General features: G+C 71.5%; 15 protein-coding genes. 10 read left to right on the plus strand and 5 right to left on the minus strand.

Going from position 1 to position 19,342, the window contains the following annotated elements:
* Positions 1 to 140: 140 nt before the first annotated feature.
* From ACFVFQ_RS34320 to ACFVFQ_RS34330, 3 genes are all read left to right on the plus strand, one after another.
* A complete protein-coding gene (locus ACFVFQ_RS34320; protein WP_383423779.1) occupies positions 141 to 947 on the plus strand; it encodes a 2-amino-3,7-dideoxy-D-threo-hept-6-ulosonate synthase in 807 nt (268 codons plus the stop codon).
* A complete protein-coding gene (locus ACFVFQ_RS34325; protein ID WP_383423723.1) occupies positions 944 to 2,053 on the plus strand; it encodes a 3-dehydroquinate synthase II family protein in 1,110 nt (369 codons plus the stop codon). The genes ACFVFQ_RS34320 and ACFVFQ_RS34325 overlap by 4 nt, the downstream gene beginning before the upstream one ends.
* 78 nt (positions 2,054 to 2,131) lie before the next feature.
* Positions 2,132 to 3,523 carry a class I adenylate-forming enzyme family protein gene (locus tag ACFVFQ_RS34330; protein WP_383423725.1) on the plus strand — a complete coding sequence of 464 codons (1,392 nt, stop codon included), beginning with the start codon at positions 2,132 to 2,134 and terminating at the stop codon, positions 3,521 to 3,523.
* A gap of 121 nt (positions 3,524 to 3,644) precedes the next feature.
* On the opposite strand, the gene ACFVFQ_RS34335 is transcribed toward ACFVFQ_RS34330, so the two are convergent.
* Together ACFVFQ_RS34335 and ACFVFQ_RS34340 are read right to left on the minus strand one after the other, a co-directional pair.
* Positions 3,645 to 5,222 carry a 4-hydroxyphenylacetate 3-hydroxylase family protein gene (locus ACFVFQ_RS34335; RefSeq protein ID WP_383423727.1) on the minus strand — a complete coding sequence of 526 codons (1,578 nt, stop codon included), beginning with the start codon at positions 5,220 to 5,222 and terminating at the stop codon, positions 3,645 to 3,647.
* Positions 5,223 to 5,289: 67 nt separating this feature from the next.
* Positions 5,290 to 5,856 carry a flavin reductase family protein gene (locus ACFVFQ_RS34340; RefSeq protein ID WP_383423729.1) on the minus strand — a complete coding sequence of 189 codons (567 nt, stop codon included), beginning with the start codon at positions 5,854 to 5,856 and terminating at the stop codon, positions 5,290 to 5,292.
* Between the two features lie 372 nt (positions 5,857 to 6,228).
* Between ACFVFQ_RS34340 and ACFVFQ_RS34345 the strand changes: the two genes are divergently transcribed.
* From ACFVFQ_RS34345 to ACFVFQ_RS34365, 5 genes are all read left to right on the plus strand, one after another.
* Complete coding sequence (locus ACFVFQ_RS34345; RefSeq protein WP_383423731.1) at positions 6,229 to 6,891, plus strand: O-methyltransferase; 663 nt, start codon at positions 6,229 to 6,231, stop codon at positions 6,889 to 6,891.
* 94 nt (positions 6,892 to 6,985) lie between these two features.
* Complete coding sequence (locus ACFVFQ_RS34350) at positions 6,986 to 8,605, plus strand: FAD-binding oxidoreductase (RefSeq protein ID WP_383423733.1); 1,620 nt, start codon at positions 6,986 to 6,988, stop codon at positions 8,603 to 8,605.
* A gap of 126 nt (positions 8,606 to 8,731) precedes the next feature.
* Positions 8,732 to 10,420, plus strand: coding sequence for an FAD-binding oxidoreductase (locus ACFVFQ_RS34355; protein ID WP_383423735.1), 1,689 nt, complete (start codon positions 8,732 to 8,734; stop codon positions 10,418 to 10,420).
* On the plus strand, positions 10,417 to 11,643 hold the full coding sequence (locus ACFVFQ_RS34360; protein ID WP_383423737.1) for an MFS transporter: 1,227 nt from the start codon (positions 10,417 to 10,419) through the stop codon (positions 11,641 to 11,643). Before ACFVFQ_RS34355 ends, ACFVFQ_RS34360 begins: the two co-directional genes overlap by 4 nt.
* Before the next feature lie 111 nt (positions 11,644 to 11,754).
* Positions 11,755 to 12,414, plus strand: a complete 660-nt coding sequence (locus ACFVFQ_RS34365) for a cupin domain-containing protein (RefSeq protein WP_383423739.1) — start codon at positions 11,755 to 11,757, stop codon at positions 12,412 to 12,414.
* Positions 12,415 to 12,514: 100 nt separating this feature from the next.
* On the opposite strand, the gene ACFVFQ_RS34370 is transcribed toward ACFVFQ_RS34365, so the two are convergent.
* From ACFVFQ_RS34370 to ACFVFQ_RS34380, 3 genes are all read right to left on the minus strand, one after another.
* Complete coding sequence (locus ACFVFQ_RS34370) at positions 12,515 to 13,321, minus strand: SDR family NAD(P)-dependent oxidoreductase (protein ID WP_383423741.1); 807 nt, start codon at positions 13,319 to 13,321, stop codon at positions 12,515 to 12,517.
* Between the two features lie 316 nt (positions 13,322 to 13,637).
* On the minus strand, positions 13,638 to 14,528 hold the full coding sequence (locus tag ACFVFQ_RS34375; RefSeq protein ID WP_383423743.1) for a BTAD domain-containing putative transcriptional regulator: 891 nt from the start codon (positions 14,526 to 14,528) through the stop codon (positions 13,638 to 13,640).
* Between the two features lie 169 nt (positions 14,529 to 14,697).
* Positions 14,698 to 16,353 (minus strand): FAD-dependent monooxygenase, encoded by a 1,656-nt coding sequence (locus ACFVFQ_RS34380; protein WP_383423745.1) that lies wholly within the window; start codon positions 16,351 to 16,353, stop codon positions 14,698 to 14,700.
* 199 nt (positions 16,354 to 16,552) lie between these two features.
* On the opposite strand from ACFVFQ_RS34380, the gene ACFVFQ_RS34385 reads away from it, so the two are divergent.
* Positions 16,553 to 18,235, plus strand: a complete 1,683-nt coding sequence (locus tag ACFVFQ_RS34385) for a class I adenylate-forming enzyme family protein (protein ID WP_383423748.1) — start codon at positions 16,553 to 16,555, stop codon at positions 18,233 to 18,235.
* A gap of 69 nt (positions 18,236 to 18,304) precedes the next feature.
* On the plus strand, positions 18,305 to 19,309 hold the full coding sequence (locus tag ACFVFQ_RS34390; protein ID WP_383423750.1) for a methyltransferase: 1,005 nt from the start codon (positions 18,305 to 18,307) through the stop codon (positions 19,307 to 19,309).
* Positions 19,310 to 19,342 lie beyond the last annotated feature (33 nt).

Here is a 19,342-nt window from a genome sequence, read left to right on the forward strand (position 1 = left end):
CGCCCCACAAGCCAACGGCTACAGACAATCGTCCGCCGTGGGGCGCGAGTTCGGGTTGGCTCGATTCTTCAGCGGCCCTTGCGAGAGTTCCGTCGTGAGGCAGAGCTGTCGCGTACGAATGGGGGCGTGTCATGACATCGATGCCGCTGACCGGAAGAGCACTGCGCCTGGCACGGCTGTCCCGTCCCGGTGACGGCCGGTATCTGTTCGTCCCACTGGACCATTCCGTCTCCGACGGGCCGATCGTGCCCGCGGCCGATTTCCCCGGCCTGGTGGCGGACCTCGCGGCGGGCGGTGCGGACGCCGTCGTGGTGCACAAAGGCAGGGCCCGCACGATCCCGCCCAGTCTGCTGGCGGACACCAGGCTCGTGGTGCATCTGAGCGCGAGCACCGTCGTGGGGCCGGACGTGGACGCCAAGGTCCTCGTCGGCGATGTCGAGGAGTGCCTGCGCCTGGGGGCGGACGCGGTGAGCGTCCACGTCAACTTGGGTTCGGACACCGAGCCCGCGCAACTGCGCGACCTGGGAACCGTGGCCGGGGCGTGCGAGCGCTGGGGCATGCCCCTGATAGCGATGGTCTACCCCCGGGGTCCCCGGGTGACGGACCCCGCTCGGCCGGAGCTCGTGGCGCACGCCGTCAGCGTCGCGGCCGATCTCGGCGTCGACATCGTCAAGACGGTGCTCGCCGCACCGGCGGCGCGGATGGCCGAGGTGGTCCAGTCCGCTCCGCTGCCCGTCGTCGTCGCGGGCGGCGGTGGGTCCGGGGAGGATCTGGCGGCCTTCGCGGGCGCGGCGATGACCTCCGGTTGTGCCGGACTCGCCGTGGGCCGCCGGGTGTTCACCAGTGCCTCACCCCAGTCCGTGGTCCGGGACCTGGCCGCGATCGTCCACGGCAGCGGTCCCGCGCGCCCGTCCGAGTCCTCTCCCGAATTGGCAGGTGCCCTGTGAAGTTCGCCTGGATCGACCTCCGTACCGTTCCCGCCGAGCAGCGGGAGGCGGTCGTCGACGCGGCCATCCACGCCCGTGTCGACGGCATCGTGGACGACAACATCGACACGCTCGCCACGCTCCCGGTCACCGTCAAGCGCATCCTGGCCGGCGCCGAACCGCCGGCCGAAGGGGCCCCGGACGGGCTGATCGTGCTGCGGGAGGTCGCCGGTACCGGTGGCCTCGACCGGCTCCGGACCCGGCACCAGTCGGGCGAGCCGGACGTGGCGGGTCTGGTGGACGTCGTCGACGATCCCACGCTGACCCTGGCCTGCGAGACGGCGGTGGCGCTGCCGTACGCGGTGGTGCAATTCAAGGACCCGACGAAGATCCCGCTGGAGATCGTGATCGCGGCCGCTGACCGGTCCCCCGGCCAACTCGTGTGCCGGGCAGAGGACTTGGAGGAGGCGAGGGTCATCGTCGACGTCCTGGAGAAGGGTTCGGAGGGCGTCCTGCTGGCCCCGCGCGATGCCAATGACGTCTTCCGGCTCGTGGAGCTGCTGCGGGAGGCGACTCCCGACCTGGAGCTGACCACGCTGACGGTGGAGTCGATCGAGCACCTCGGTCTGGGCGACCGGGTGTGCATCGACACCTGCACGCACTTCGAGAAGGACGAGGGGATGCTCATCGGCTCGTACGCGCACGGGTTCATCCTGTGCGTAAGCGAGACCCATCCGCTGCCCTATATGCCGACGCGCCCGTTCCGGGTCAACGCGGGTGCACTGCACTCGTACGTCTTCGGTCAGGACAACCGCACCAACTACCTGAGCGAGTTGAAGGCCGGCTCGGCGGTGTTGGCGGTGGGGGCCGACGGCCGGACCCGCCGGATCGTGGTGGGGCGGATCAAGCTCGAATCGCGTCCGCTGTTGGGCATCCGGGCGGTCTCGCCGGACGGTGTCGAGGTCAACCTGATCGTGCAGGACGACTGGCATGTGCGGGTGCTGGGCCCGGGCGCGGCGGTCCTGAACGTGACGGAGCTGACCCAGGGCGACCTGCTGCTCGGGCACATCGCCACCGACAAGCGCCATGTCGGCTGGCCCGTCGGCGAGTTCTGCGTCGAGAAGTAGCCGCCGTACGTGCCGGTGGTGCCGCGCTCCCGTAAGGGGTCGGCACCACCGGCGGGGAGGCAGCGGCCTGGAGAGAAGATGAACGACGAAGGCTGGTGGGGCGGGGGGCTGCTGGCCGCCGGCGACCCGCGTGCGCAGTGGGCTCGGGCGGGCGCCGACGCGGTGTCCTTCCGGGAGTTGCGCGCCCGCACCGCGTGGCTGGCCCGCGTGCTGCCCGCCCACGGCATCCGTGTGGGGAGCACGGTGGCGCTGCACGGCACGCCCAGCTTCACGCAGTTGTGGGTGGTGTGCGCGCTGTGGTCCCTGGGTGCGCAGGTCGTGCTGTTGGAGCCGTCGGTTTCGCGCGCGGAGCGACGGGCGCTGTTGGAGCTCAGTGACCCGCAGTTCGTGATCACGCTCGGGGAACTCCTGGGCGACGAGGACCGGTTCGCGCCGGAGTGTGAGGTCTTGGTGCGGCGCCGGCAGGGTGGCCGGCCGGCGCGCACGGACCACTGCGTGGTGCAGTTCTCCTCCGGTACCACGGGTCGGCCCAAGGCCGCGGGGCGCACCGCGTCGTCCCTGTTGGCGGAGGTGCGGCGGGTCGGTGCGCTGCCGTTGGCGCCGCGCGGTGGCGAGCGGGTGGCGGTCCTGGAGCCGGTGGCGCGCTCGTTCGCGTTGATCGGGGGCGTGCTGCACGCGTTGGCGACCGGCGCGACGGTGGTCTTCCCGACGTCCGGCGGCGATGCGGCCGTCGTGGCGGCCGCGGCCGACGCCGACGTGGTGGTGGGCGGCCCCCGTCAGATCGCCCAGTTGGCCAACGCCCCTGCCGGAACGCGGCTGCCGCGGCTGCGGTTGGCCGTCTCCGGCGGCGACGCGCTGCCGGTGGCGACCGCGGACGCGTTCGCCCGGCGCTACGGGGTCCGGGTGGGGCAGGCGTACGGCACGACGGAGACCGGCGTCGTCGCCACGGATCTGGCGGGAGTGTACGGGCCCGGGGCGATCGGGGTGCCGCTGCCCGGTGTGCGTACCCGGGTGGTCGCCGGCGCTTTGCAGGTGTACGTCCCCGCGTCGCCCTACCCGTACGAGCCGTGGCCGGCGTTGGCGGGCGGCGGTTGGCTGCCGACGCACGACCTGGTGGCCAGGGATGCGGCGACGGGTGCCTGGCGGCTGCGCGGGCGGGACGGGCGGACCTCCTCGGGCGAGTATCTGGTCGATATCGAGGCGGTGTTGCTCGCCCACCGGGATGTCCGGGACGCCGTGGTGCTGGGCCCGGACCCGGTGGAGGCGCATGTGGCCGGCTCCGGTGCGTTGCAGCGGGCCGACCTGGCGGCCTGGTGCCGGCGGTTCCTACGGGAGGCGGCCGTGCCGCAGTCCTTCCATGTCGTGCCCGAACTGGCGCGCTCGGCCAGTGGGAAGGTGCTGCGGGACCGGGCCCGGCTGCACGGGCGGGGCTGGGCGCCGCGGCCGGACCGGGTGAGTCGGGGCCGGTGATGCCCCGCGCGCCGGCCGGTTGGGCACACCGCCGCCGGGGCCTACCGCACCGACGACGAGCGCCGGTGGCATGACGGGGCCGGCCCGCGATCGCGGGCCGGCCCCGTCGTGACGCGTGGTGTCACCCCCAGAACCGCTTGCGCTGCTCGCGCAGTTCGGGGAACGAGTCGAGGTCGGGGACGGTCCAGCCGTCGAGGTCGTACTCCGCCAGGCAGCGTTCGGCGAAGCCCTTGTACTCATCGAGTTGGCCGCTGGCGGCCTGGGCCTGGAGGATGTCGGTGCGCACCTGCTCGTGGTTGCCCGAGTAGTTGCGTTCGTACAGTTCGTGGCGGCCGCCGAACTCGGTGCCGATGGCGTCCCAGAGCAGTTTCATGAGTTTGACGCGGCTGACGGAGTCGTACCCGTTGGAGCCGCGGACATAGGTGTCCAGGTAGGGCCGGATCTCGGGGTTGGCGAAGTCCTCGGCGGCGGAGTTGACGTAGATCAGTCCGCTGGCCACGTCCTGTTGGATGATCTCCTTGATGCGCGGATAGCCGATGGTCATGAACCAGCGGTAGGCCATGCCGTAGTCGAGGCGCGGCAGCAGCGCGCCGTTCTTCCACTCCTGCGGGTTGCGGGCGGCGGCGTCGCTGAGCGCCCAGAACATGTTGCGCCAGGCCAGGACCTCGCCGATCCGGGTCTGGATGCCGCGGAAGTCCTTGCTGCCGGTCATCTCGACGGCCTTGAGCAGCAGTCCGGCCAGGAAGTCGATTTTCACGGCGAGTCGGATGCAACCGTGGAAGGTGAGTCGTTCCAGGAAGCCGGACCTGGGCGCGAAGCCGTTGACGCGGTCGGCGTCGCCGTAGAGGAAGACGTTCTCCCAGGGGATGAGGACCTTGTCGAGGACGAAGATGGTGTCGTTCTCGTCGAGCCGGCTGGAGAGGGGGTGGTCGAAGGGGCTGCCCATGACGGCGGCGGTCGCGGCGTAGGAGGGGCGGCAGATCAGCTTCAGCCCGGGCGAGCCCATCGGCACGGTGGCGACGAGCGCGAACTTGCGGTCGCGCAGCGGCAGTCCGTAGTGGGAGATGAAGTTGTAGTGGGTGATGGCCGAGCCGGTGGCCACCACTTTCGCGCCGGAGACCACCAGGCCGTTGTCGGTCTCCTTCTCCACGTGCACGAAGACATCCTGGACCTGTTCGGTGGGAAGGTGGCGGTCCACCGGCGGGTGGATGATGGCGTGGTTCCAGAAGAGGACCTTCTCCTGGGATTCCTGGTACCAGCGTTGGGCGTTGCCCTCGTAGGGGCTGTAGTAGTCGCTGTTGGCGCCGAGGGTGCCGAGGAAGGACGCCTTGTAGTCGGGGCTGCGGCCCATCCAGCCGTAGGTCATGCGGGCCCATTCGGCGATGGCCTCGCGGTCGGCGACGAGGTCGGCCACGGTGTGCGGGGTGCGGAAGAAGGGGTGGGTGCGGCCGTTGCCGGTGTCGGTGGCGCAGGTCAGTACCTCGCGCCGGGCGGGGTCGTGCAGGGCGTCGTAGAGTCGGGCGGTCATCAGTGCCGAGTTGCGGAAGGCAGGGTGGGCGGTGACGTCCTTGACCCGCTCGCCGTAGAGGTAGATCTCGCGGTCGTCGCGCAGGCTCTCCAGGTATTCACGGCCGGTCAGTGGACGCGTTCCGGGATCCTGGGGGGCGTTGGATGCCGGGGCGCCGTTGGGTGGCGTCATGTTTCGCTCCTTGTCCGGTCATTGGGCCTGGGTGGTGCGGTGGCCGTTGGTCGTGCCGCGGTGGTGGTCATGGTGTGGCGGCGGTCGCGGCGAGCGCGCCGAAGTCGGCCGTCCAGCCGTGGGCGGGGCCGTCGAGCGAGCCGGCCCACACGGTTCCGCCGGGCGCCCGGCCCAGTTCGCCGAGCGTTCCGGAGTGGAAGAGCAGTGGCGGGCCGCCGGGTGCCGCGAAGTCGATGACCTCGCCGATGTGGAGGACGTGGTCGCCGCCGTCGTAGCCGGCCCAGGGTCGGCAGGTGAAGTGTGCGACGGAACCCGGGAGTTGGGGGGCATGCGGGTCGCCCGTCCAGTAGATCTCCGGAGCCGGCCCGCCGGTGTGTCCGGCGAAGAGCAGGGCGAGGTCGCGCTGGTCGGCCGCGAGCACGTTGACGCCGAAGGTCGGGGCCGTGGCGAGTCGGTGGCAGGTGCGGCTGCGGCGGTCGAGGGAGACCAGGATCAGCGGTGGGGCGAGGGACACCGAGGTGAAGGAGCTGACGGTGGCGCCGTGGACGGCCGTGCCGTCGCCGGTGGTCACCACGGTCACCCCCGAGGCGAACTGCCCCAGGCAGTCCCTCAACGCGCGCTGTTCCGGATCCACTACGGGGCCTCCTCCGGGAAAGGGAAGGCGGGCGCGGGTCGCCCGGCATTCCGCTCCGGTCGCCGGTGTCGCCGACGCCGGTGATTCGGCAAGGAATTCGGAAAATTCCCGTGTCCGCGTCCGGCGGCATTACCCGCATTCTTCGAGCGAGTGCTGAAGAAACAGTCCAGAAACGGGTGCACATGGAGTGCTTGACGGGCGTCGGCCCGGCGTTCTAGCTTTCGGAAGTCGGGGGGCACGGTCCGGTCACGGATCGGCAAGTTCCGTATGTGGTGCGCGAGTTGGGCGCATCCGCGGCCCCCGGGAGCACGGCGGGCGGGCCCTCGTTGGCCGCCGAGCCAGCCGTGATCGCGATGGTGAAACGGGGGTTTCATGCGCATTCAAGTGACCGTCGACGAGGCGATGCAGGATTACGTCGCCAGCATTTCCCTGCGTGAGCCTGACGTGCTGCGGGACCTGCGGAAGAAGACTTCCGAGCTCCCGCTCGCGCTCATGCAGATCTCTCCCGAACAGGGCCAGTTCCTGGCCTTGTTGGTGAAGGCGATCGGTGCCCGACGGGCGCTGGAGATCGGCGTCTTCACCGGGTACAGCCTGCTCTCGACCGCGATGGCACTGCCCGCGGGCGGTCGGGTGGTCGGGCTGGACATCAGTGAGGAGTGGACCTCGATCGCCCGGGAGTTCGCCGGTCGGGCCGGGGTCGCGGAGAAGATCGAGTTGCGCGTCGGCGACGCCCGGCAGTCGCTGGCCGCCCTCATGCGGGAGAACGGGTCGGCAGGCTCCTTCGACTTCGTCTTCATCGACGCCGACAAGGAGAACTACGCGGCCTATTACGAGGCCGCGCTGGAACTGCTGCGGCCCGGCGGGCTGATCGTGGTCGACAACGTGCTGTGGCACGGGGCGGTGCTCGACGAGGCGCAGCAGGACTCGGAGACGACCGCGCTGCGGGCCTTCAACGCCAAGGTGCGCGACGACAAGCGGGTGGTCCTGAGCGTGGTGCCGTTCGCCGACGGCCTGACGTTCGCCCTCAAGCGCTGAGCGGGCCCTGAGTCGGCCTGTTGGCCGGCTCCCGGCGACCGCCGGGCTTTGCTCCCATTCACGACCTCTGGGTCCTTGTCACGAAGGTATGACCATGGTGCATCACCCTGCCGACGACGCCGTCGGCGCTTGCGAAAACCACGGATCGGATGCCGTCCGGGCGGCCGGCTCGATGACGGTTACCCCCGACGACCGGCAGTACCCCGACCTGGTGCGGGCGTTGAACGCGCGGTTCGTCGCCCGTCCGGAGTCGGTGCGGGTGGTCGACGCGCCGAGCCAGGTTCCGGCGGTCGTCGCCGAGGCCGTGCGGCGCGACAAGCGGCTGACCGTGCGCAGCGGCGGCCACTGCCTGGAGGACTTCGTCTTCAACGCGGGCACCCAGATGGTGCTCGACCTGTCGAGGATGAAGGCCGTTTACTACCACCCTGGGCTCAATGCGATCGCGGTGGAGGCCGGTGCCGGGCTACTGGACGTCTACGAGAAGCTGTATGGCACCTGGGGCGTGACCATCCCCGGCGGGATCTGCTATTCCGTCGGGGTCGGCGGGCACGTCAGCGGCGGCGGCTGGGGCATGTTGGTGCGCCGCGACGGCCTCGTCGTCGACCACCTGTACGCGGTGGAGGTGGTCCACGTGACCGCCAACGGCTCGGTCCGGACGGTGGTCGCCACCCGGGAGCCGGACGACCCGCACCGGGACCTGTGGTGGGCCCACACCGGCGGTGGCGGGGGCAACTTCGGGGTCGTGACGCGCTACTTCTTCCGCTCGCCGGGTGCGACCGGTACCGACCCGTGCCGGTTGCTGCCAAGGCCCCCGGCCGAGGTGCTGTTCAGCGCGGTGTCGTGGGCGTGGCGCGACCTGACCCGGGACGAGTTCGTCCGCTTGGTGCAGAACTACGCGTCCTGGCACGTCGCCAACATGGCACCGGACAGCCCCAACCGCTTCGTGACGAGTTTCATGCTGCTCAACCACCAGTCCAACGGCCAGATCGGGATGGTCACCCAGGTCGACGCGGGTGTCCCGCACGCCGAGAAGCTGCTCGACGAGTACCTCGCGTACATGAGCGCCGGGGTCACCACCGGACCGGGCGCGCTGACCGAGCCGATGGGCGAGTTGGTGGGCCCGATGCCGCATCTGGCCAAGCCGCAGCGGATGCCCTGGTTGCAGTGCACCCGCTTCATGGGCACCACCAACCCGCAGCTCAACGACCCCACACTGCGGGCGAAGTACAAGTCGGCCTACATGAAGGCGAACTTCCCGCGGGCGCACGCGGAGACGCTGTACAAGCACCTCACGCGCACCGACATCGACAACCCGAAGATCAACATCCAGTTGACGCCCTACGGTGGCCAAACGCACGCGGTCGGCGAGCGGGAGACCGCCCTCGTCCACCGGGGCGCGGCGTTCAAGATGCTCTGGTCCGTCCTGTGGAACGACCCCGCCGACGACGCGAAGTACATCGCCTGGGCGCGGGAGAGCTACGCGGAGACGTATGTCGAGACCGGCGGTGTGCCGGTGCCCAACGACGTCACCGACGGCTGCTACGTCAACTACCCGGACACCGACCTGAACGACCTGGCGTACAACAAGTCCAACGTGCCCTGGCACGAGCTGTACTACAAGGAGAACTACTCAAGGCTGCGGCGGGTGAAGACGGCGTACGACCCGCGCAACGTCTTCCGCCACCGCCAGTCGGTGCGGCCGCACGCCCGCTGACTCGTACGCCGGCGAAGCGGCCGGCTCGGTTGCGAGCGCACTTCCCGGGGTGCCGGCGCCCCGGTGCGCTCCCTGACGCGATCACGCATATCGACCACAACTACGTTGGATTAGCGAGGAGTTGTTATGAGGGGGAACGATGAGGGCGCGGTGCGGCGGCGGGATGTGCTCGCCGCGGGCGCCGTGGCGGGTAGTGCCGCGCTGTTAGGGGGAGCGGGCCTGCCTGGGACGGCGGCCGCGGCCGACGGCGGGGGCGAGACGGCTGCGGAGCCGGTCACCGTCATCACGCCGTCCGACAAGCGGTATCCGGACGTGGTCCGGGGTTGGAACCAGCGCTGGGTGGCCTCGCCCGAGAAGGTGTGCCTGGCGGAGACGACGGCGCAGGTGACCCGGGTCGTGCAGCAGGCGGTGTCGGCCGGGAAGCGGCTGACCGTCCGCGGCGGCGGCCACTGTTGGGAGGACTTCGTCTTCAACCCCGAGGTCCGGGTCATCCTCGACATGACGAAGATGAACCGGGTCTACTACGACCCCAAGATGAACGCCATCGCCGTGGAGGCCGGGGCCGAGCTCCTCAACGTCTACGAGCGGATGTACCGCACCTGGGGCGTGGTCGTGCCGGCCGGCATGTGCTTCCAGGTCGGCGCCGGCGGGCACATCAGCGGCGGCGGTTGGGGGCTGCTGTGCCGCCCGTTGGGCCTGGTCGTCGACCACCTGTACGGCGTGGAGGTGGTCACCGTCGACGCGGACGGCGTGGCCCGGGCCAAGGTCGCGACGCGGGACCCCAAGGACCCGCACCACGACCTGTGGTGGGCGCACACCGGTGGCGGTGGTGGCAACTTCGGGGTGATCACACGCTTCTTCTTCCGCTCGCCCACGGCCAAGGGCAAGGACCCGGCCGGGCTGCTGCCCCAGCCGCCGGCCGAGGTGTTGCTCAGCGCCATCTCCTGGCCGTGGCAGCAGATGACGAAGGAGCGCTTCCGCCGCCTGGTGAAGAACTTCGGTGACTGGCACGCCAGGCACCTGGGGTCCGGCACCCCGAACGACAACCTGGTCAGCATGCTCTCGCTGAACCACAAGTCGAACGGGTACATCGGGCTGGTCACCCAGGCCGATGCGACCGCCCCCGGCGCGGAGAAGGTGCTGGACGACTTCCTGGCCACGGTGACGGCCGGGCTGGGCATCGAACACCAGCCGCTGAGCGTCCACATGGGAGAGCTGCCGGCCATGCCGGAGTTCGTCAAGCCGCGCAAGATGCCGTGGTTGCAGGCCGCGCGCTACCTGGGGACCACCAACCCGACGCTCAACGACCCGAGTCTCAACGGTGACTTCAAGTCCGCGTACTACCGAACGGTCATGCCGGACCCGCACATCGACAGGTTCTACCAGCAGTTGACCCGCGACGACGTGGGCAACTCCACGGCGTCGGTGATGCTCAGCTCGTTCGGCGGGAAGGTCAACGCGGTCGCGCCGGACGCCACCGCCGCCCCGCACCGGGAGGCCGCGTACAAGGCCGCCTGGATGATCTGGTGGACGGACCGGGCGGACGAGGCCAAGTGCCTGAAGTGGATCCGGGAGTTCTTCCACGGCGTCTACGCCGAGACCGGTGGCGTGCCGGTGCCCAACGACGTCACCGACGGCTGCTACGTCAACTACCCCGACGTCGACCTGAGCGACCCGGCGTACAACAAGTCCAACGTGCCCTGGTACACGCTCTATTACAAGGACGGCTACCCGAGGCTGCAGCGGGTCAAGGCGAAGTACGACCCGCACGACGTCTTCCGGCACCGGCAGTCGGTGCAACTGCCGACGTCGTGACCGGGACGACGGGTCACCGGCCGGCCGCTGCGGTGTCGGGCGTCGTCCGGCGCCGCGGCGGCCTGCCGGCCGTCGTCTCGGTGGCGCTGGGCTCCTTCGCCCTGGTGCTCTCCGAGTTGCTGCCGGTCGGCGCACTGCCCGGCATCGCTGCGGACCTGGGTGTCTCGACGGGGACGAGTGGCCTGTTGGTGGTCGTGCCCGGGCTCGCGGCGGCCGTCGCCGCGCCGCTGCTCACCGTGGCCGCCGGGCGGCTGGACCGTCGTCCCTTGTTGTGGGCGCTGGCCACGTTGACGGGGCTGGCCGACCTGGTCTGTGCGACCGCCGGGGATCTGCTGGCCGTGTTGGCCGGGCGGGTGTTGCTCGGCGCGGCGTTGGGCGGGTTCTGGGCCCTGGGGGCGGCCGTGGCGCCGCGGTTGGTGCCGCCGGAGGCCGTCCACCGGGCGTCCTCCTTCGTCACCGCCGGCATCGCGGTGGGGACGGTGGCCAGTCTGCCGCTGGCGGCGCTGACCGGTGGGAGTGCGGGCTGGCGGACGGCGTTCTGGGCGGCCGGTGTGTTGGCGCTGGTCGCGCTCGCCGCCCAACTCCGCTTGCTGCCTGCGCTACCGGCGACGGCGGTGACCGGCCGGCGGGCCCTGGTCTCGGCGGTCGGCAGCCGGGCCGCCCGGGCGGGCCTGTTGGTCACGTCGCTCGCCTTCCTGGGCCACTTCGCGGCGTACACCTATATCGCTCCGTATCTGGAGGGGCGGGCGCTCCTGGGTGCCGGCGCGGTGGCGGCGGTGTTGCTGGGGTACGGCGTGGCCGGGGTTGCGGGCAACTTCCTGGCCGGGCTGACCCTGGCGCGTTCGGTGCGCGGCACGGTGGTCGGGGCGGCGGCCGGGATCGCGGTGGTCGCGGCGTTGCTGCCCGTGGTGCGGGGGTCGGGGGCGGCGGTGGTCGTCCTGGTCCTGGTCTGGGGTGCCGCGTTCGGGGCGCTGCCGTTGAGCCTGCAGACGACGCTGATGCGGGCGGTGCCCGAGGCGCCGGAGGGTGGGCTGGCGGCCTTCGTCACCACCGTGCAGGTCTCCCTGGCCTCGGGGTCGCTGCTCGGCGGGGTACTGGTCGATGGCTACGGGCTCAGCGCGAGCCTGGGCACGGGGGCCGCGTTGGCCGGCGCCGCGGTGTTGGTGGCCGTGGCCGTGGGGCGTCGCGGGAGCCGAACGCCGCAGCACGATCCGGTGCGGTGACCCCCGGTCGGCCCGGGCTACCTATCCGACCCTGACCCATCGGACAGGACCTGGGTGGGGCCGACGAGCCCGGTCGGAGGGCCGGCCGGGCGTTTCCCTTTTGGAGGAGAGATGTCCGTTCGTCCGGGCGAGGTCTACTACAACCCCCGCTGTCGGGAGAAGATCGTCATCAGGACGCCCGCCGCGCACACCGGCGGCGGTCGGGCGGTGATGGATCTCTATGTCGAGCCCGGCGGGTTCGCGGCCGGCTATCACGTCCACCCGTACAGCCAGGAGATCTTCACGTTGGTGCGCGGCAGTCTGCGTGTGCACCTGGGCGGTCGGGAGGTGGTGCTCAGCGAGGTGGGGCAGACGGTGACGGTGCCGGCGGGCACGGTGCACCGGTGGTTCGGCAACACCGACGAGGAGACCTCGTTCGCGGTGGTGCAGCTCGTCAACCGGGCCGACCGCTTCGAACAGTTGATACTGCGTCAGCTCTTTGGGTTGGCGCAGGACGGCAAGACGGACGCCGAGGGGCGTCCGGGGCTGCTCCAACATGCGGTGACCATGCGGGAGTTCGCCGATGTGCTGCGCTTCACGGACCGCCCCTGGCCGTTGCAACGCCTGATGAACGGCGCGCTGGCACCGCTCGCCAGGCTGTTGGGCTACCAGGCGTGCAATCCCGAGTACCTCAAGCGCGGCCCGTCGGAGACGGCCGAACTGGAGGAGCTGCCCGCGGTGGTGGCAGCGCGGCTCGGCGCGGCGCAGGGTGGCGCGGACGACCGGGCGTGAGCCCGGGGCGGCCCGGGGTGCCTGCGAGAGGACCCCGGTGGCCTGTGGGCCACCGGGGTCCCGGCGTGCCGGGGAAGCCCGGCCCGCGCGCGTCGTGCGGTCAGACGCTCTTGTGGAAACCGGCGTCGACGGCGTAGTCGGAGCCCGTGGTGCTCGCCGAGCGCGGCGAGGCCAGGAGCAGGACCGCGTCGGCGACCTCCTGCGGGTCGATGAGCCGGCCGGTGACCTGGCCCATCATCTGCGGGGCGATGCTGTCCATGACGCTGTCGCGGTCGGCGCCCGCCATGCCGGCGATGACGTCGGCCGCGCCGCCCTCCTCGGTCCACCACGCGGTGCGGACCGCGCCCGGGGAGACGGTGTTGACGCGGATGCCCTGCGGGCCGAACTCCTCCGACAGGGCCTGGGTGAGGTTGGACAGTCCCGCCTTGGCCGCGCCGTACTCGATGTTGGCGGGCGCGGGCTGACGGGCCATGCCGGTGGAGATGTTGATGATGGAGCCGCCGTTGCGCTCAAGCATCTTCGGGATCGCCGCGCGGATCGCACGGACGGCCGAGAAGAGGTTGAGCTCGAAGATCGACTGCCACTCCTCGTCGTTGCCGGCGAAGAAGCCGGTGCGCGGCATGGTGACTCCGGGCGGCGGGCCGCCCGCGTTGTTCACGAGGATGTCGACGCCCCCGAAGTGGTCCACCGCACGGGCGATGACCGCCTCCGGGGCCTCGGGAGCCATCAGGTCGGCCGGCACGTGGAGCAGGTTCGCGCTCGCGAGTTGGTCCAGCTCGTTACTGCTCTTGCGGGAGACCGCCACGACCTTGGCGCCCTCTTGGAGCAGGGAGCGGGTGATGGCCAGGCCGATGCCCTTGGAGGCTCCGGTGACCACGGCGACGCGGCCGGATAGCTGCAGATCCATGGGTGTCCTTGTCTTGGGGTCTTGGGTTCCGCGTCTCGGATGCCGGTGTCCCGACGTCTCGCGTCGTGCCGGGCGATCCGATGACGTGGCGTGCGGTGGTGTCGGCCCGGAGGCCGGTGAGAGTCCCGTCCGGTGCTCTCGCGGGGTTGAACACCATCCGGCGCGAACGGGTTGCAGGGCGGGTGCCTGGCGTCAACGTCTGTCGGGCGGCGTGGGTTTGGGACGGGCGGTGCGGTGGAGGGTGGGGAGCGCGCGGGCGGTCGGGGCGCGCCCGCGGGCCTTTCGTCCTCGGCCGGTCAGGGGTACCGCGGCCGGGTCACGCGCCGAGCAGCAGCGGCCGGTCCTGCGGCCAGTCCGCGGACCTCGCGCGGGTACGGCGGACGGTGGTGGCCTGGGTGTGGGCGGCGGCGTCGAGGGACAGCCGCGTCTCCGCCGGGAAGGGCGTCTCCAGCCTGACGTGGCCGGCCAGGATGTCCGTGACGAGGTGGTGGGTGTCCGGTCGGGGGGTGGTGCCCAACTCCTCGCGCAGGGCCCGGCGCAGCCGGTGGAAGACGGTGAGCGCGTCGGCCCGCCGTCCCGACCGGTACAGGGCGAGCATCAGGTGGCCCGCGAGCTGCTCGTGGGTGGGGTCCTGCTGGACGAGGGCGTGCAGTTCGGCGAGCAGCTGGTGGTGGCGGCCCAGTTGCAGTTCGGCGTCGACGCGGCGGACGACGGATTCCAGGCGGTCGCTCTCCAGGGCCGCGAGAGTGGCGCGCAGCAGCGGGCCTGCGGGGGCGTCGACGAAGACCGGTCCGCGCCACATGGCGTGGGCGGCCCGGATGTGCCGGGCGCCGGCGGCCAGGGCTCCGGCGTCCAGGGCGGTGTGGCCGGCGCGGAGGCGGTGTTCGTAGGTGTGCAGGTCGAGTTCGCCGTCGTGGACCCGTAGCAGGTAACCCTGGTCGCGGGTGACGATCCGGCCGGAGTCGGCCGGCGGGGTGCCGCCGGATTGCAGGATGCGGCGCAGCTGCATGACGTAGGTGTGCACCGCCGCGACGGCGCGGGGCGGCGGGTTGTAGTCCCACAGCTCCTCGACGAACTGGGCCATGGACACAACCCGGTTGGCGTTCATCAGCATCAGGACGAGCATCTGGCGGTGCTTGGGTGGGCTGGGCGTTCTGTCGCCGCCGTTTCCGGTGACGGACAGGGGCCCAAGTATCGAGAAACGCATTACCTCTCCACGGATTCGAGCCCGGCGGTATCGGCTCAACCGTAACCACACCTCGACGGACACCGAATGATCGGTGCGCCACTTTGGCAACTCCGCGTCGATCGTTTTCCGGTGAACTCCGGGGAGGGATTGCTGAATTACTCATTCCTTTTTCGGCGGTAACCGTACGCTAATGGCCGGTGACCCGCCGCAGGAGATCGACGATATCCGTGGGCGGCCGGTTTCCGCGCCAGGCGATGTGCTGGTCCGGCCGCACGAGGACGAGGTCGCGCCCGTACAACTCGCGCGCCGCGGGTTCGGAAACCCGGAGCACCGAAAACGGAATTCCGCTCTTCGTCGCCGCGGTCTCGAATCCGGCGGCGTCGAGGGGCACCGCGCCCAGGTCCAGCAGGGTGAAGCCCGGCCCGAACCGGTCGAAGAGCGAACTGCCCGGTCCGTGGCGGTCGTCGAGCCACAGGTGCGGGGCGCGACCGCCGGGCACCCCCGAGGGCGCGTAGGAGGTGAAGCTGTCCCGAGGCGGGCGCTCGTCCCCGACGACGACGGGTGAGCCGTCGTAGCGCGCGCCGAGTTGGACACCGAGCGTGTCCAGCGTGAGTTGCCCGTACGCGGCGAGCCGTGCGGCCGTCTTCGTGCGGGCCGCCGCTCCCTCGGCGGAGTCGTCCTCCAGGGCCGTCGGCCGCTCGATCGCTCCGAGGGCGATGTTGAGCTCGCGGGCGGCGGCGGTGTTGCGCAGGGCGACCGGCCGCCGTTCGGCCTCGTAGGACGGCAACAGGCCCGGGCCCGCCCAGCCCTGTACCGAGGCGGCCAGTTTCCAGGCCAGGTTGGCGGCGTCGTCGACGCCGGTGTTCATCCCGAATCCGCCGTTGGGGGTGAACAGATGGGCGGCGTCGCCCGCGAGCCAGATCCGGCCGGCCCCGAACCGGGTGGCGACCAGGGCCGCGCCCGGTGTCCAGGCGCGGCGGCTGAGCACCCGCACGTCCAGGGGTACGCCGGCGGCCCGTCGGACCAGGTCCACGAGGGCGGCGTCGGAGGGATCGTCCGGATCGACCGAACTGGTCAGCAGGAAGAACGCGTCGGTGCCGTCGAGGGCGATGAGGTTCAGCGCGAGTTCGTCGTTGAACACCCAGTTGCTCCAGGCCGCGTTGGCGCCCAAAAACCGCTCGTACAGGCCGGGGACGCGCAGGTGCGCCGCGGTCGCCCGGCGGCCGAGGACGTCCTGGTCGAGCGAGCCCGCACCCTCGTAGGAAATGCCCAACGAGCGGCGCACCAGGCTGTGTCCGCCGTCGCACCCGACCGCGTGCGCGACCCGCCAGGTGTTCCCGCCGTGCCGGCCCTCCTCGGTGAGCGCGACATGACCGGGCCGTTCGCGGACCGACGTGACCCGGCTTCCGTAGCGCAGGGTGATGCGGGGCCGGGTGCGGGCGTGGTCCATGAGCAGACGCTCGACGTACATCTGGTTCGCCCGGTGCATGGGCTCGGGCACCTGGTCGGTGCGGACGGCGGCCGCGACCTGGGCGCGGGCCGCGTCGGGGCCGGGCCAGGGCAGGTGGGCCAGCAGGTGGCCGCGGTAGCGGGTGAAGAAGGAGATGCCGGCGCTGTGGCCGCCGGGCAGTCCCAACTCCCTTATCCGGTCGGCGAGTCCGAGCCTGCGGTAGTGCTCCATCGTCCGGGCGCCGTGAGTATTGCCGCGCGGTTCGGTCGGGACCGAGTCCGCGGCGTCGAAGACCACCGAGTCGACTCCGTGGTGGTCGAGCAGGAGCGCGAGCAGCAGCCCGACCGGACCGCCGCCCACGATGGCGACCGGTGTGCGGGTGGAGCGGTCCATGGCACGCGCCTCCGGCAATGTGAGTTCGGGAGAACCTGCGCGCGCAATTCTCGTGACGCCTTCTCAAGGATTAATGCAGGGGCCCGCGAACGCCCGGGAATTGCCTCGTACTTCTGCTTCCAGAGGACCTTTAGACGGCACCCGCAGACTCGTTCGCGACTCGCCCGCCGCTCAGCGCCCTCCGGAATGTGAGGTATTCATGTTTCTCCTTGGCACGCATCGGTCGATTCCGCAGCGCCTGCGCCTGCACGCCGACCGGAACCTGGGGGCGGGCAACTTCTTCTGGCACGCCTGGCACACCGCGCACGACCGGGACCGGCCGTTCCTGTTCCACCCGGATGTCACCCAGCCGGACTGGCAGCACCGGGAAATACCGGGATTCTCCCTCGACGACGTCCGGCGGTCCGTCCTGCGCTATGCGCACTGGTACCGCGAGCAGGGCGTGACGGCCTCGTCCCACGTCGGACTCTGCACCCGCCACGGGCTGTTCGGCCTGCTGCACCACATCGCGGTCACGAGCCTGGGCGCGGCGGCGGTGCACTGCAATCCGCGGATGGCACCGGACACCGCCGCCGAGTACTTCACCCGCACCGGTGCCGCGCTCGTGGTGGGCGACGGCGACCGGCTCAAGGACCTCGGCGCCGCGTGGGCGGAGTCCGGCGCCACGGCGCCGCGCACACAGGACGTGCACGCCCTGGACGCGGAGGCCGGCTGGCCGCCCGCGCCCCTTGCGAACTTCCCCCACCGGCACGCCCCGGACGACCTGGTGATGGTCTCCCACTCGTCGGGCACCACCGGCCGCCCCAAGGCCCCGGTCTTCCACCACCGTTCGTTCTTCGCCGGCAAGCGCGAGCGGCTGTGGACCTTCCCCTCGCTGACCTCCGATCGGCTGCTGACCGCGCTGCCGCACAGCCACTCGGCCGGCATCAGCTACCTTTCCCTGGCCGTGCTGTTGGGCGTTCCCACCCTCATCCTGGACGGCGCCGACGGCGACCGGGTCGCCCGTGCGATCAACTGCTTCCGCCCCACGGTCGTGCTGGGGTTCCCGCTGACCCTCGCCGAGCTCGATCCGGCCGCGCTCCGCCCGGAGGCCGCCCGCGGCATCCGCATGTGGAACGGCATGGGCGACGCCTCGCACGAGCGCCACATCCGCCCGTTGGTTGCCCTGGGCGCCCCCGGCCCCGGGTCCGTCTACGTCGACGGCCTCGGCTCCTCCGAGATGGGCATGGTGCTCTTCAAGGCCGCCCACACCGCCCGCTCCACGCACTACGGGCGCTACATCGGCCGTCCCGTCCGGGCCGTGCGCCGGGCCGCCGTCCTCGACGAGTCCGGGCGCGAACTCCCCGACGGGCAGGCCGGGTTGCTGGGCGTACGGGGACCGAGCATCACCGCCGGCTACTGGGACGACCCCGGGCTGACGGAGCGGTCCATCCGCAACGGCTACTTCCTCACCGGCGACGTGGTGCGCCGGGACGGCGCGGGCCACTGGTACCACCTGGACCGCACGCCCGACGTGATCGAGACCGCGGCCGGCGCCGTGTACAGCCTTCCCCTTGAGGAGGTCGTGCTGACGACCACCGGTGCCCTGGACGCCGCCGTGGTGGCGGTGGCCGACCCCCGGCAGCCCGGAAGGTCCTGCCCCGCCGCCGTCGTCCACTCCCCCGCCGGCACCGCCCGCGACGCCGCCGATCTGCTCGCCGACTGCAACGCGGCCCTCGACGCGGCCGGCCTGCCCCGGCTCGACGCCCTGATCCTCGCCCCGGCCCGCGAGGACCTGCCGGTGGGCGTGACCGGCAAGGTCCTCAAGCGGGAGCTGCGCGAGCGCCACCGCGACGTGCTCAGCCGACCGACCACCGACACCGTTGCCCACTCCGGGGCCTGACCGCCACCGCGCCGAACTCCTTCGGCCCGCGACCGACTTCGGCGACCCCGCCAACACGAAAGGCCCAGCATGCCCGACCAGAAGGCCGCGCGCCGCATCGTCGACATCATGACCGGCACCTGGCAGGCCCAGGCCCTGTACGCGGCGGTCACCCTCGGCCTCGCCGACCATGTCGAGGCCGGCCGCAGCACCGACGAGGCGCTGGCCGCGGCGACGCGTTCCGACGCCGACGGCATCCGCCGACTGATGCGGCTGCTCACCGCCATGGACGTCTTCGAGGAGGCGGCGGGCGGCTACCGGCTCGCCCCGACCGGCGAGTTGCTGCGTGCCGACGCGCCGCACGCCATGGGAGACCTGGTCCGCCTGTACGGCGAGGAGTTCCACCGCGCGTGGGGCGCGGTGGTACCCGCCGTTCGCACCGGCACCTCCGGTTTCCAACACGCCTTCGGGACGAGCCTCCACACCCACCTGGAGGCCCCGGAGGCAGGAGCGAAGTTCCAGCGGGCCATGAACGCCGGCAACGTCTTCTTCCCCGAGGTCCTGGACGCCTTCGACTTCTCCCGCCGCAACTTGGTCGTCGATGTCGCCGGTGGCAGCGGGCTGCTGCTCGGCACCGTGCTGCGGGCCCACCCGCACCTGCGCGGCATCCTCCTGGAGCGGCCCGGCATGGTGCCGGTGGCGAGGGCCCACCTCGACGCGGCGCTGGGCGCCGGTCGCCACGAGGTGCGCGCCGGCGACGCCTTCACGGGCGTGCCGGCCGGCGGTGACGTCTATCTGCTCTCGCGCGTCCTCCAGGACTGGGACGACGACCGCTGTCTGACGCTGCTGCGCCACATCCGCGGCGCCCTGGCCCCCGAGGGCCGACTGCTGGTCCTGGAACGGGTGGTGCCCGACGCCGGGGAAACGGTCCTGCTGCCGCTCCTGTACGATCTGCACCTGCTGATGGCCGCCGGCGGGCGCGAACGCGACCTCGCCGGCTACCGCGCCCTGTTCGCGGCCGCCGACCTGGAGCTGGCGTCGGTCCACACCCTCGCCCTCGAAACCAGCCTGCTGGTCGCGGCGGCCGTCCGGTGACCTGCGCCCCGGCTTCTTCCCCATGCATCGGAG

Source organism: Streptomyces sp. NPDC057743, from assembly GCF_042798755.1.
In the GTDB taxonomy this organism is placed as follows: domain Bacteria; phylum Actinomycetota; class Actinomycetes; order Streptomycetales; family Streptomycetaceae; genus Streptomyces.

Excerpts from the sequence above, each read along its gene's own strand:
- ACFVFQ_RS34370 (WP_383423741.1), bottom strand. The coding sequence starts at position 13,321 with ATGGATCTGCAGCTATCCGGCCGCGTCGCCGTGGTCACCGGAGCCTCC.
- ACFVFQ_RS34380 (WP_383423745.1), bottom strand. The coding sequence starts at position 16,353 with ATGGACCGCTCCACCCGCACACCGGTCGCCATCGTGGGCGGCGGTCCG.
- ACFVFQ_RS34375 (WP_383423743.1), bottom strand. The coding sequence starts at position 14,528 with ATGCGTTTCTCGATACTTGGGCCCCTGTCCGTCACCGGAAACGGCGGC.
- ACFVFQ_RS34330 (WP_383423725.1), top strand. The coding sequence starts at position 2,132 with ATGAACGACGAAGGCTGGTGGGGCGGGGGGCTGCTGGCCGCCGGCGAC.
- ACFVFQ_RS34355 (WP_383423735.1), top strand. The coding sequence starts at position 8,732 with ATGAGGGGGAACGATGAGGGCGCGGTGCGGCGGCGGGATGTGCTCGCC.
- ACFVFQ_RS34320 (WP_383423779.1), top strand. The coding sequence starts at position 141 with ATGCCGCTGACCGGAAGAGCACTGCGCCTGGCACGGCTGTCCCGTCCC.
- ACFVFQ_RS34345 (WP_383423731.1), top strand. The coding sequence starts at position 6,229 with ATGCGCATTCAAGTGACCGTCGACGAGGCGATGCAGGATTACGTCGCC.
- ACFVFQ_RS34335 (WP_383423727.1), bottom strand. The coding sequence starts at position 5,222 with ATGACGCCACCCAACGGCGCCCCGGCATCCAACGCCCCCCAGGATCCC.
- ACFVFQ_RS34365 (WP_383423739.1), top strand. The coding sequence starts at position 11,755 with ATGTCCGTTCGTCCGGGCGAGGTCTACTACAACCCCCGCTGTCGGGAG.
- ACFVFQ_RS34390 (WP_383423750.1), top strand. The coding sequence starts at position 18,305 with ATGCCCGACCAGAAGGCCGCGCGCCGCATCGTCGACATCATGACCGGC.
- ACFVFQ_RS34350 (WP_383423733.1), top strand. The coding sequence starts at position 6,986 with ATGGTGCATCACCCTGCCGACGACGCCGTCGGCGCTTGCGAAAACCAC.
- ACFVFQ_RS34385 (WP_383423748.1), top strand. The coding sequence starts at position 16,553 with ATGTTTCTCCTTGGCACGCATCGGTCGATTCCGCAGCGCCTGCGCCTG.